Below are 12,562 nucleotides of genomic sequence, written 5' to 3' on the forward strand. Positions count from 1 at the left end.
ATGGAAACGGATGTTCTATCGGGACACACATTTTGTCCTATAAGCCCACATTTCAATAACGCGCAGGAGGAGGGATTCGAACCCGCCCTTCCCTCAAAAACATGTACATCACTCTCCAAAAACGACATTTTTCGACATCTTTGAAGGCTGGCGTACATGTTTGGATTGAGCTCACGGGAGTGGCACTATTCGGAAGGTACCTCTTCGTCTCGCATGCCTTTCCAGTTGCGGATAAGTGCCTTGCGTAGTTCGTTTTGCTCTCGCTGGTACCCGGTGTCGGTACAGCGAGGCATGCCGAGTGCTTCGCGAATGTTGTTCATGGCGCGGTGAAAGGCGAGCTGGCTGCCGAACTGAGCCGAAGTGAGCGTAACGATTCGATATCCCATTTGGGAGAGAACGGCCTCTCGCTCTGCATCTGCTCCTTTGCGTTCGAACTCATCGTGAAAGCCGCCCTTATATTCGATACCGAGTTCCCTGCGCTTGTAGGTAACGAGCGCATCGATTTTGAGTGTTCGAGCTTTGGCGCAATGCCAGAGACGTTGAGGGATCTCGAGCGGTTTGTTGAGTTCGATACCTCGGATGCCAACGCCGCCTTCGCTTGTTGGGAGTGAGAGGGCGATTGCCGAAGCGGTCTCCATAGGCGAGGCCGAGCGATCGTAGATGTGCCTGAGCGCGAGCCGTGCACGTGTGGCACCGGGTTTGCCGGGATGCCGATCGAGCAGTTCGATTATTTCATCCTTGGAGGCGGTGGCTGGTTGCTCGGTATAAGGGTCGGCGGGATTGAGCCTCATGCGATAATCGCCGCAAACTTCATAGCCATATTCGAGATATTCGATCCTATCCATCCACTCGGCCGCGAGCACGAAGGTGAAGGCTTCGTCGGTGATGAAGACTCCGGGCGTCAACTCGTTAATATGCTCGTAGGGAAGATTTTGTCCAAGAATGTGGCAAACGACGCCTTTGGTACGAATTCGCTCGAATTCGAATACAACCGCGATATCGATAGTCTTAAGCATATCGGACGGAATGCCGCAGTCGGTAAGGGCCTGTCGTATGCGCGCAACACGTTGCTGGGTGGAGATGCCTTGTGCACCTATCTGGTAGTCGTGCCGCGCAAGAGACTGAACTAAATTCTGGGGTGCATGATGGACAAGCCATGCGGTTTTATGCGAAATGAGAACAGGGGTGTCCATTGAGGGCCTCTCGCTCTGAGCCGGTATCCAACTCTTATGTCCGTTGAAGTGGGGAAATATACCGGATGTGAGTAAATCAACTCATTCATGCTGTGAGCTCAATCCAAACATGTACGTCAGCCTCCAAAGATGTCGAAAAATGTCGTTTTTGGAGGCTGACGTACATGTTTTGGACCCCTGGCATTCCAGCAATGCCACGCCCGCGCCCAGTCCCTACCGTTTGCCGAGCAATAGGGTCTCAATCGCCGCCAACCATGTACTATGTACGGGCATTGTTCAAACCCGAGAATCAAAGGACCTCATCTTGCCCGTCGTCGCCGCTATGACTGTTACTTCACACGCCTCGGATGCCATGGTCGCTATCCCATTTTGGCTCGAGATGTTCGCCGTTGTCGCGGCATCGATCTCGGGCGTGCTGGTCGCTCGCGAGCACAAGCTCGACCTGGTGGGCGCGGTCGCGCTCGCGGTGGTCTGCGGTCTGGGCGGCGGTCTTTTGCGCGATATGACGCTCCAGGTCGGCAACGTCTACATCCTCAACCAGCCCATGGCACTACCGCTCTCCATCGCCACAGCCGCCATCATCTATATCTTCCCGGCAATCGTCGATAAGCCCGAAAAACTCATTCCCCTGCTCGACATCATCTCGGTCGGCATCTATGCAGCAACCGGCGCGGACAAGGCGCTGGTCTACGGCTTTGCGCCGGCGGTGTGCATCATGATGGGCTTTTTCACCGCCGTGGGCGGCGGCATGTTGCGCGACGGCTTTATGGGCGTGGTTCCGGGTATTTTCCAGCGCACCAACTTCTATGCCATCGCGGCTATCGCCGGATCGGCAAGCTATGTCTGCCTCGTCATGAGCGGCTTGGTCAGCAATGTCGTCGCGCTGGTCGTTTGCGTCGTAGTGACCATGGGCCTGCGCTGGCTGTCGCTACGCTTTGACATCAAAAGCCCCACCGAGGAAGACATCGCACGCTTCTTGCACCGCAAAAAGTAGATTGCGCGGCCTCATCCTTCGAAATGCAACCGAGAGGTTCTTTTAGAGTGCCCACGCGTTGGGTACCCTGTTAGATGCATATCGAGCATCTAACGAAGGATTCACTATGCCTTGCAACCAAGTACCGTCGATCCGGCGCCACAAAGCGCAGGCCCGCATCACCATCCTATTCGCGCTGATTGCGCTCGCGCTCACCGCACTTCCCACGGTGTCGTTCGCCGGCACTGACACCGCGGGCAACGTGCTCGCAACCGAAGTTGACTCAACTCCGTCTGGCGTCGAGGGAGACCTGTACTGGGCCGGCCAAAGCCTCAACCTAGACGACGCCTCCATCGGCCGCGATATTATCGCGGCGGGTGAGAGCCTGTCGATTCGCGATTGCACCGTAGGCGGCGCCGTTCGTCTGGCGGCACGCACCATCGATATCGCCAAAACCGCAATCGATGGCAGCGTCACGGTGGCCGGCCAGCACGTCGTGCTCAACACCGGCAGCACCGCCAACTGTTTTTACGCGGCAGGCGAAACGGTCGCCCTGCGCGGCTCCGCCAAATCGGCGGCGCTTGCCGGCGGCACCGTAACCATCGACGGCACCGTCGATGGCGATGTTGAGGTCTGGGCCGACAAGCTCATCCTGGGTAAAAACGCCCGCATCACCGGCACGGTGAACGCCCACGTCTCACAGGACCCCGAGCGGGCCGAGGGCGCCCAGGTCGGAGCTCTCAAGATCGACCGGACCGAGAACGAGAACACCTCTACGGCCAACGACATTATCGGCGGCATCGTTGCCGCGGCGCTTTCCACCTGCTTTGTCGCCATCCTGCTTGAGCTTGTCTTTCCACGCGCAACCGCCAGCGCTGCCGGCATGCTCCATCAGCGTCCCATGCCGCTGTGGGTAAGTGGTCTTCTGGGCACGGTCGCCGTCGCTCCCGCCGTGCTGCTGCTCATCATCTCGATTGCAGGCCTGTCGCTCGCCGCCGCCCTCATGTGCGGCGTCATCGGCATCGCTTTGGTCTCGGCGGCATTTACGGGCACCGCGGTCGCGCGCATGGTCGGACACAACCAAAACCGCTACGCCATGGCCGCCGTGGGCGGTATCGTCGCGGGCGCACTCACGGCACTTCCTCTTATGGGCAACTTTGTCAGCGGTGTAGCCTTCGTCTTCACGCTCGGCTACGCCATCCAGATCATCTGGCGCAACGCCCACCTCAAGCCGCAGCAGCCGGCTAACACGCCAGGACTCCCCACCGCCTAGCCGCCAACCACCACAAAAGGGCCAGGCACCTTTGTGGTGGCGCAAAGCAACCTGATCCCATTGCACCAAAAAGGGCGCCGACCATTGCGGTCGACGCCCTTTCTTATTGGCAGTTATAAGCCCCAGCGCTTATTTGTTGACCTGACCGGCACGGACGGCGGCCTTCTTGCGGTCGGTGGCATTGAGCAGACGCTTGCGCAGGCGAATATTCTTGGGAGTGATCTCCACCAGCTCGTCATCGGCGATGTACTCCAGCGCCTCCTCCAGCGAGAAGGTGCGGGGCGGCACCAGCTGCACGGAAATATCGGAGGTCGAGGAACGCTGGTTGCCCAGGTTCTTGGTACGGGCGATGTTGACGACCATGTCGCCGGCCTTGCTGCGCTCGCCCACGATCATGCCCTCGTAGCACTCGGTGCCCGGCTCAACAAACAGCTGGCCGCGCTCCTGCAGCGTACCCAGGGCGTAGGCAACGGCCTTCTCGGTGGTCATGGAGATCATGGCGCCGTTCTGACGGTTGCCGATCTCGCCGGCGTAGGGGCCATACTCCAAGAAGGTGTGGTAGAACACGCCCTCGCCGTGGGTGACGTTCATGATGCGGTTCTTAAGGCCCATGATGCCACGCGTCGGGATCTTAAACTCAAGGTGCGTCACGATGCCCGAGGTATCCATGCTCGTCATGATGCCACCGGAGGTGCCGAAGACCTCAACGACCTTGCCCGAGTACTCGTCCGGGCACTCGACGACGGCCTGCTCGACAGGCTCCATCTTGTTGCCGTTCTCGTCCTTCTTAAACAGAACGCGCGGACGACCGACCTGGAACTCAAAGCCCTCGCGGCGCATGGACTCCATCAGAACGGACAGGTGCAGAATGCCGCGGCCCGAGACCTCGACGCCGCTCTTGTCCTCGAGCTCCTCGATCTTCATGGTCACGTTGTTCTCGGCCTCGTTGAACAGGCGCTCCTTGAGCTGACGGGCGCCAACGATATCGCCGTCGCGGCCGACGAGCGGGGAGGTCGAAGCCTCAAAGACGATGGACAGGGTCGGCGGGTCGATCTCGATGGGCTCGAGCTCGACGGGATTCTCGGGGTCGGTGTAGACATCGCCGATATCGGTGCGGTCGATGCCCACAACGGCGGCAATGTCGCCGGCGCCGACTTCCTGGCACTCGGTACGGCCCAGGTAGTCGAAGGTAAAGAGTTGCTTGACGGTAGCGGTGGCGCTGGAGCCGTCGTTCTTGACGACCAAGATCTGGTCGCCCTGGTGGATGGTGCCGGAGTACACGCGGCCGATGCCGATACGGCCGACGAAGTTGGAGTGATCGATGGTCACGCACTGCATGGCCAGCGGAGCGGTCTCGTCAACCTCGGGTGCGGGCATGTCGTCGATGATCATGTCGAGCAGCGGGTACATGTCCATGTTGCCGTCCTCGGGATCATGACGGGCAAAGCCGTTGACGCCGCTGGCGTAGATGACATGCTCCATGGCAAACTCAAGCTGGTCGTCGGTAGCGCCCAGGTCGGCCATAAGGTCCAGGCAGTCGTTGTAGGCCTTCTCGGGGTTGGCACCCGGACGGTCGATCTTGTTGATGACGATCATGATCTTAAGGCCGGTGTCGATAGCGTGACGCAGCACGAAGCGGGTCTGGGGCATGGGACCCTCAAAAGCGTCGACCAGCAACAGGGCGCCGTCGGCCATACGCAGCACGCGCTCGACCTCGCCGCCGAAGTCGGCGTGGCCCGGGGTGTCGATGACGTTGATCTTAACGTCCTTGTACTCGATAGAGATGTTCTTGGCGAGAATCGTAATGCCGCGCTCGCGCTCCTGGTCGTTAGAGTCCAGGACGCGGTCCTCGACCTGCTGGTTGGCACGGAAGGCGTCCGTGGCACGCAGGAGCTTGTCGACCATCGTCGTCTTGCCGTGGTCGACGTGGGCGATGATGGCGATGTTCCTCAGATTGTCTACGCGCATGTAGTTCCCCTATCTTCTATCCATATACAAACGGCACGCGTATGCGACCCGCCCAGCGATACAACGCTCAGCGGGAATATTGAGCCTTTTACCGAAAACTCGTTTATTTTAGCGATTTTAGATAAGAGGGGTTTCCTCACCTGCAGGTTCAGGGTCGCTCCACATAAAACCATCGCCGGCACCCATGCCCTCATACAGCACGTATGCCGAAAAACCGCTCTCGAGCGTGGTTTCGAAGAAGCTCACGAGCAGAGCATCGTGATAGCCGCCGTCAATCTCGACGCAGCCGGTGTAGCCGATGGCATAGCGGGCGATACGGCCCAGGCCCTCGTCCTTAAGACCCATCTTGTGCTCGGAGATAAAGTTGGTGGCAGCCTCCAAGCATGCCTCCTCGCCATCTTCGTCGAGTGCGGCCAGATAACGGTTGGAAGCGGCGTCCTCAATTGCCACAACCACGCCCGGGTTCTCGCCCGCGGCCAGGTCGTCCAAGAAGGCGCCAATCAGATCGCACACCATGGCGTCGAGCTCGGCGGAGACGTTACCGGCGTCCTGCATATCCTGTGCCATCTTTAGACCTTCCCATCGAGTCCGGCGTCGTTACAGTTCTTGTGCCTCAGCAGCGATCTTGGCGGCAGCGTCGCGGGCGTGCATCATATCCACCGCACGCTTGTCGAGCACCTTGATCTGACTGGTCAGCATTACCGCGTCGACCACGCCCCAGATCACCAGGCCCGTAGAGATCGAAAACCCAAGCGCACCAACTGTACCACGAAGGCGCGAGCAGATTGCCGCGACAAGGGCGGAGATGACAACCATCTTGATAAACGAGCCGCGGCGCTCGCGAAGCGTGCGGGCCTGCGTCACATAGGCAATGCGAGCCGCCTCGGATGCCTCCGAGCGCATCTGGGCTTCACGCGCGATGGCGGCCGCCTCAGCCGACATGCCGCCGGCCATCAGCGAACGCTCCGCAACCTGGACGCCCCGCATTTAGAAGTCATCGGGGGAGAGCGTATGGACGAACTCGTCGAACTTCTCGAACTCCTGCTCGTCGTCGGCTTCCTCGGCGTGGGTAGAAACAGTGCCCAGGCGATTCATGATGTCGTCCTCCACAAACATGGGAGCATTGCTGCGCACGGCAAGGGCAATGGCATCACTGGGGCGGGCGTCGATCTTGCGCTCCTCGCCATCGACCAGTACGACGATCGTCGCGTAGAACACCGGCGGCTCGGCGCGAACGATCTCGATGCGCTCGAGCTTGGCGCCCAGGGCGTCGACGGTGTCGAGCAGCAGGTCATGGGTAATCGGGCGCGCAGCGCGGCCGCTATCGATGCCGCGGCTGATGGCAGCAGCTTCAAACGAACCAGTCTGAATGGAAAGGGAACGCAGCGGCGCGGGCGAGTCCGATTTGCTGCTGCGCTCACGAAGTACGATAAGCGATGGCACGGGACCGGCGGCCATGACGATGGTCTCTATGTCGACACGAACCATGGAACACCTCCGGTACGTAGCGGTTAACACGCGGCAGCCCGCCGCATTGAATAGCTATACTACCCAAACTTTCGCACAGCACACAAAATCAAAGTAGTTAATTTGGGGCGGGGCTTTTTTGACTACTTTCAGTAGGTAAGAAAAAAGCCCCGAGGCAACGCCCCAGGGCTCTTCACAGTTTTGATGGTGGACCTGACAAGATTCGAACTTGTGACCTCCCGGTTATCAGCCGGACGCTCTAACCAACTGAGCTACAGGTCCATCATGGTGGAGGTTAGGGGGATCGAACCCCTGACCTCAGGCTTGCAAAGCCCGCGCTCTCCCAGCTGAGCTAAACCCCCACGGAGACAGTAATAAACACCCCAGCGGCGACTCGGCTCTCGCTGGGGTGTTTATTGCGAAAGAAAGTGGTGGACCTGACAAGATTCGAACTTGTGACCTCCCGGTTATCAGCCGGACGCTCTAACCAACTGAGCTACAGGTCCATCGCGCAAGGGATATATTAGACGAGTCGTTACGCGCGCGTCAACAACTTTTTTGAAAATCTTTGAGGGGTGTCGGCCCCGGCTTCCCGGCGGCATGCGAAGTCGCCTGCTCGGACAGTCCTGCTCGCATGGAGAGCACATTAAGTGCTCTCCGGCTCGTGCGGAACTCGCGATCGACTTCGCATGCCGCCGGGCAGCCGGGGCCGACGCGAGGTTCAAGATTGTCAAAAAAGCGGTCGGCGCGCAGTGCGCCGACCGCCGATATATGGGGTCTGATATTTTCTACCAGCTAGGGCCTCTTACTCGTCTAGGAGATCCTCTGGCATGTCGTTGCCGTCGGCGAGCTCGACAGGGGTTTCTTCGGGGGCAGAGCCGTCTTCTGTGGCTTCGCCTTCGGGCTTCTCCTTGGCGGCCGTCATGCGGGCTACGGCGCAGATGCGGTCGTTGTCGTCAACGGTCATCATCTTGACGCCCTGGGTAGCGCGGCCAGTCTGGCTAATCTCATCGGTCTTGACGCGAATGACCGTCGCGCCCTCCGTCACGATGAACAACTCGTGCTGCGGGCCCACCGTCTTCATGGCCGCGAGGTTGCCCTTACGCTCGGTCATTTGGATGGTGTAGACGCCCTGGCCGCCGCGATTCTGCTCCGGGTATTCCGCGACCGGCGTGCGCTTGCCGTAGCCGCGCTCGGTGATGACGAATAGATCGCCGTTGCCGTTAGTGACTTCCATGCCCAGAACGCTCACGCCGTCCTTCATACCGATACCGCGAACGCCGCTAGTATCGCGGCCGGTGGCGCGCACCTGCTCCTCGGAGAACATGATCGCCTTGCCCGCGGTGGTGGCCAGGATAATCTTGTCGCCCTCGCGCACGCGGCGCACGTTCAGCAGCGCGTCGTCGTCACGCAGGTTGATAGCGATCAGGCCGTCGCGGCGGCTGCGGTCATATGCGCTCATTACGGTCTTCTTGACCATGCCGCTCTTGGTGGCAAACATCAGGTACTCGTCGGCAGGGAACTCGCGGCAGCTGATGACGCTCGCGATCTTCTCGCCCTCCTCGAAGGGCAGCAGGTTGACGATTGCGGTACCGCGCGCCTGGCGCGTACCCACCGGCAGCTCGTGCACCTTCAGGCGATAGACCTTACCCTTGCTCGAGAAGAACAGCACGTACTCGTGCGTGGACGCGATGAACATCTCGTCGATGACGTCGTCCTCTTTGAGGTTGACGCCCGACACGCCCTTGCCGCCGCGCTTCTGGGCGCGGTAGGCGGCCACCGGGATGCGCTTGACATAGCCGGTGTGGGTGATGGTCACGACCATGTCCTCATCGGCAATGAGGTCCTCGACGTCCAGGTCCTTCTCGACATGGCTGATCTCGGTGCGGCGCTTATCGCCGAACTTCTTGGAGATCTCGCGCATCTCTTCCTTAATGACGCCCAGGATCTTCTCCTCGTGCGCCAGCAGGTCCTCGTAGTAGGCGATGGCGCGGCGCAGGCCGTCCAGCTCTTCCTGGATCTTGTCGCGCTCCAGGCCGGTCAGGCGGCGCAGCTTCATCTCGAGGATGGCCGTGGTCTGCTCGGGCGTAAAGCCAAAGCGCTCGATCAGGCGGCTGCTGGCCTCGGAGTCGGTCTGCGAGGAGCGGATGATGCTGATGACCTCGTCGATATGGTCAAGGGCCATCAGGTAGCCCTCAAGGATATGCGCGCGGGCCTGGGCCTTCTTAAGGTCGAAGCGGGTGCGGCGGGTGACGACGTCGACCTGGTGGTCGATGTAGTGCTGCAGCATCTCGCGCAGACTCAGGCATTTGGGAACGCCGTTGACAAGCGCCAGGTTGTTGGCGCCAAAGGTCGTCTGCAGCGAGGTGTACTTGTACAGGTTGTTGAGCACGACCTGCGGGATGACGCCCTTCTTGAGTTCGATGACCAGACGGATACCCTTCTGGTTGGACTCATCGCGCATATCCGAGATACCCTCGATGCGCTTGTCGTTGACGAGCTGGGCGATCTTCTCCTGCAGGGTGCCCTTGTTGACCATGTAGGGAATCTCGGTAAAGACCAGGCGGCTGCGGCCGGTCTTGGTGGACTCCACGTGAGCCTTGGCGCGCACGGTAATGGAGCCACGGCCGGTCTCGTAGCTCTGCTTAATACCGGCACTGCCCATGATGATAGCGCCGGTGGGGAAGTCCGGACCGGGCATGATCTGCATGAGCTCGTCGACAGTGGCGTCGGGATTATCGATCAGGTAGCAGGTTGCCTCGATCGCCTCGGTGAGGTTATGCGGGGCGATATTGGTGGCCATGCCGACGGCGATGCCCTGGCTGCCGTTGACCAGCAGGTTGGGGAAGCGCGCAGGCAGCGCCTGAGGCTCGGCGAGCGATTCGTCGTAGTTGGGCTGCCAGTCGACGGTATCCTTCTGCAAGTCACGCAGCAATTCCATGGCGGGCTTTGCCAGGCGGCTCTCGGTGTAACGCATGGCCGCCGCGCCGTCGCCGTCGATGTTACCGAAGTTGCCGTGACCGTCGATGAGCGGCGTGCGCATGGAGAACCACTGCGCCAGGCGGACCATGGCCTCGTAGACCGCGAAGTCGCCATGCGGGTGGTACTTACCGATAACTTCGCCGACCGTCCAGGCCGACTTCTTGTGCGGACGGTTGGGGTAGATGCCGCTCTCGTTCATCGCGTACAGGATGCGGCGGTGCACCGGCTTTAGGCCGTCGCGCACGTCCGGCAGGGCGCGCGCCGTGATGACCGACATCGAATACTCGATAAACGACTGCTTCATCTCGCGACCGAACTCCGAAATCTGGAGCTGGCCGCCATTGATATCCTCGCCGGCCGAGGCGCCACGGTCGACTTCGCCAAAGCTCTCCTCGAGCTCACCGTCGTCCTCTTCCTCGTCATCATCGGCATCGGGGTTATAGGCGTCCGGATCGCCGTCCTCGCCCTGCTCAGCACGGGCAAGCAGGCGCCTCAGATCGTCGGGCATGCCGGCGTCGCCGGCCTCGCCCATGCCCTCGTTATTGTTGATATCGTCTGCCACGTTACCTCCTCTTAAGCATCAAGGAAACGCGCGTCATGCGCATGTTTTTCAATGTACTCGCGGCGATAGCCGACCTCGGAACCCATCAGCTCGCGCACGGCGCGGTCTGCCACCACGGCGTCCTCGATCGACACACGCTGCAGAATGCGGGTCTTGGGGTCCATCGTCGTCGAGGCAAGCTGCTTGGGGTCCATCTCGCCCAGGCCCTTGTAGCGCTGGACGGTATAGCCCTTGCGCTTTTTGGTGATCTTGCCGTCCTTGGCCTTGCCGTCCTCGTCGTTATCGTCGGGGTTCAGTCCCAGACCCTGGATGGTGTCGCGCAGGATCTCGTCTTCGGGCTGGCGGCCGTTGGGATACACGTAGTGGATCTTGTTGCGCACTTTGATGCCAAAGATGGGCGGACAGGCAACATAGACGTAGCCGGCATCGATCAGCGGACGCATGTACTTGTAGAAGAACGTCAGCAGCAGGATGCGGATATGCGCACCGTCGACGTCTGCATCGGTCATGATGATGATCTTGTGGTAGCGAGCCTTAGTGATATCGAAGTCGCCGCCGTCGCCGGCACTCGTCGTGACACCGCAGCCGATCGCGGTAATCAGCGACTGGATGGTGTCGCTCGAGAACGCGCGATGGTCACCAACGCGTTCGACGTTCAGAATCTTGCCGCGCAGGGGCAGAATCGCCTGGATGTCTCGGCGACGGCCGTCCTTGGCCGAACCGCCTGCCGAGTCACCCTCTACGATGAAGAGCTCGGTCAGCTCGGCATCGCGCACCGAGCAGTCAGCGAGCTTACCGGGCAGGGACGCCGTCTCGAGCAGGCTCTTGCGGCGGGTCGCCTCGCGCGCCTTGCGGGCGGCGTTGCGCGCCTTGCAGGCCTGTTGCGCCTTCTTGACAATCTCGCGGGCGGGCTTGGGATGCTCCTCCAAGTAATCGGCGAGGCCGTCGGTCACGATCTTGAGCGTGAGCGCGCGCATATAGGAGCTACCGAGCTTTGCCTTGGTCTGGCCCTCAAACTGAGGATCGGGCAGCTTGACCGAGATAACGGCCGAAAGGCCCTCGCGCACATCGTCGCCGGTCAGGTTGGCGTCTTTTTCCTTGAGCAGGTTCTGCTTGCGCGCGTAATCGTTGATTACGCGGGTGAGCGCGGTGCGGAAGCCCTCAAGGTGCATGCCGCCCTCGGGAGTGTAGATGTCGTTGGCGAACGACATGACGTTCTCGCCGTAGCCGCTATTCCACTGCAGGGAAACCTCGACCTCGCCCATCTTGGTCACAGGCGCGTCCGGATCCGATTTACCCTCGATGTAGATGGGCTCCTTAAAGGCCTCGGGGACATCCTTGCCCTCATTGAGGAACTTGACGAAGTCGATGATGCCGCCGGCATAGCAAAACTCCTCCACATGGGGAGTCGCCTCGCGCTCGTCGGTCAGCACAATCTTGAGGTTCTTGTTGAGGAATGCCGTCTCCTGCAGACGGTTGTGCAGCGTGTCGAAATCGTAGATGCAGGTCTCGAAGATCTCGTCGTCGGGCCAGAAGCTGACAGTGGTACCCGTCGTCTCCGAAGTGCCCACGACCTCCATCTTCTTGACGGTCTTGCCGCGCGAAAACTCCATCTCGTAGATGTTGCCATCGCGGCATACCTGTACGACCACGCGCTTGGACAGGGCGTTGACGACGGAGATGCCCACGCCGTGCAGTCCGCCCGAGACCTTGTAGGCCGAGTTATCGAACTTACCGCCGGCGTGCAGGATCGTCATGACGACCTCGAGCGTCGGGATCTTTTTGATAGGATGCTCGTCGACGGGGATGCCGCGACCGTTGTCGACGACCGTGATGGAGTTGTCGGCGTGGACCGTCACCTGAATCTCGGTGCAGAAACCGGCCATGGCCTCGTCGACGGAGTTGTCAACGATCTCCCACACCAGGTGATGAAGACCGCTGGCGCTCGTCGAGCCAATGTACATGCCCGGGCGCTTACGAACGGCCTCGAGACCTTCGAGAATCTTAATCTCGCCGCCATCGTAATCGTTTTCGTTTGCCACACGTCCTCCTTCAGTTAAGAAAATGTGTACAGCCTTACTAGTTTATCGTAAAAAAATACCCTCGGGGACGAGGGTATTTGGCTCTACAAGGCCACCAGATGC

General features: G+C 60.2%; 9 protein-coding genes and 3 tRNA genes. 2 read left to right on the forward strand and 10 right to left on the reverse strand.

Features of this window, described 5'->3' with window-relative positions:
* Positions 1–185 precede the first annotated feature (185 nt).
* Positions 186–1,193, reverse strand: a complete 1,008-nt coding sequence (locus DWW12_RS06545; protein WP_117855518.1) for a hypothetical protein — start codon at positions 1,191–1,193, stop codon at positions 186–188.
* 304 nt (positions 1,194–1,497) lie between these two features.
* Here DWW12_RS06545 and DWW12_RS06550 point away from each other — a divergent pair, with 304 nt between their 5' ends.
* Complete coding sequence (locus DWW12_RS06550; RefSeq protein ID WP_233502313.1) at positions 1,498–2,187, forward strand: trimeric intracellular cation channel family protein; 690 nt, start codon at positions 1,498–1,500, stop codon at positions 2,185–2,187.
* A gap of 106 nt (positions 2,188–2,293) precedes the next feature.
* Positions 2,294–3,439, forward strand: coding sequence for a polymer-forming cytoskeletal protein (locus DWW12_RS06555; RefSeq protein WP_117646145.1), 1,146 nt, complete (start codon positions 2,294–2,296; stop codon positions 3,437–3,439).
* A gap of 129 nt (positions 3,440–3,568) precedes the next feature.
* Here the strand turns inward: DWW12_RS06555 and typA are convergent, their stop codons facing one another.
* The 9 genes from typA to gyrB all read right to left on the reverse strand — a co-directional run bounded on the left by typA (position 3,569) and on the right by gyrB (position 12,460).
* Positions 3,569–5,407, reverse strand: a complete 1,839-nt coding sequence (gene typA, locus DWW12_RS06560; protein ID WP_117584035.1) for a translational GTPase TypA — start codon at positions 5,405–5,407, stop codon at positions 3,569–3,571.
* A 117-nt stretch (positions 5,408–5,524) separates the two neighbouring features.
* Entirely contained in the window at positions 5,525–5,974 is a 450-nt protein-coding gene (locus DWW12_RS06565) for a hypothetical protein (RefSeq protein WP_089572580.1), read from the reverse strand.
* Positions 5,975–6,004: 30 nt separating this feature from the next.
* Positions 6,005–6,394, reverse strand: coding sequence for a hypothetical protein (locus DWW12_RS06570; protein ID WP_117855520.1), 390 nt, complete (start codon positions 6,392–6,394; stop codon positions 6,005–6,007).
* A complete protein-coding gene (locus tag DWW12_RS06575) occupies positions 6,395–6,895 on the reverse strand; it encodes a bifunctional nuclease family protein (RefSeq protein WP_117855521.1) in 501 nt (166 codons plus the stop codon). It lies immediately after the preceding gene.
* Between the two features lie 184 nt (positions 6,896–7,079).
* Positions 7,080–7,156, reverse strand: a tRNA-Ile gene (locus tag DWW12_RS06580).
* 4 nt (positions 7,157–7,160) lie between these two features.
* Positions 7,161–7,236 (reverse strand) — tRNA-Ala (locus DWW12_RS06585).
* A gap of 67 nt (positions 7,237–7,303) precedes the next feature.
* Positions 7,304–7,380 (reverse strand) — tRNA-Ile (locus DWW12_RS06590).
* Positions 7,381–7,679: 299 nt separating this feature from the next.
* Complete coding sequence (gene gyrA / locus DWW12_RS06595; RefSeq protein ID WP_199570731.1) at positions 7,680–10,388, reverse strand: DNA gyrase subunit A; 2,709 nt, start codon at positions 10,386–10,388, stop codon at positions 7,680–7,682.
* A 41-nt stretch (positions 10,389–10,429) separates the two neighbouring features.
* Positions 10,430–12,460, reverse strand: coding sequence for a DNA topoisomerase (ATP-hydrolyzing) subunit B (gene gyrB, locus DWW12_RS06600; protein ID WP_117855522.1), 2,031 nt, complete (start codon positions 12,458–12,460; stop codon positions 10,430–10,432).
* Positions 12,461–12,562 lie beyond the last annotated feature (102 nt).

The sequence above is a fragment of the Collinsella sp. AF14-35 genome (assembly GCF_003464565.1).
Classification (GTDB): Bacteria; Actinomycetota; Coriobacteriia; order Coriobacteriales; family Coriobacteriaceae; genus Collinsella.

Excerpts from the sequence above, each read along its gene's own strand:
- DWW12_RS06555 (WP_117646145.1), top strand. The coding sequence starts at position 2,294 with ATGCCTTGCAACCAAGTACCGTCGATCCGGCGCCACAAAGCGCAGGCC.
- DWW12_RS06575 (WP_117855521.1), bottom strand. The coding sequence starts at position 6,895 with ATGGTTCGTGTCGACATAGAGACCATCGTCATGGCCGCCGGTCCCGTG.
- DWW12_RS06570 (WP_117855520.1), bottom strand. The coding sequence starts at position 6,394 with ATGCGGGGCGTCCAGGTTGCGGAGCGTTCGCTGATGGCCGGCGGCATG.
- DWW12_RS06565 (WP_089572580.1), bottom strand. The coding sequence starts at position 5,974 with ATGGCACAGGATATGCAGGACGCCGGTAACGTCTCCGCCGAGCTCGAC.
- gyrA (WP_199570731.1), bottom strand. The coding sequence starts at position 10,388 with ATGGGCGAGGCCGGCGACGCCGGCATGCCCGACGATCTGAGGCGCCTG.
- typA (WP_117584035.1), bottom strand. The coding sequence starts at position 5,407 with ATGCGCGTAGACAATCTGAGGAACATCGCCATCATCGCCCACGTCGAC.
- DWW12_RS06545 (WP_117855518.1), bottom strand. The coding sequence starts at position 1,193 with ATGGACACCCCTGTTCTCATTTCGCATAAAACCGCATGGCTTGTCCAT.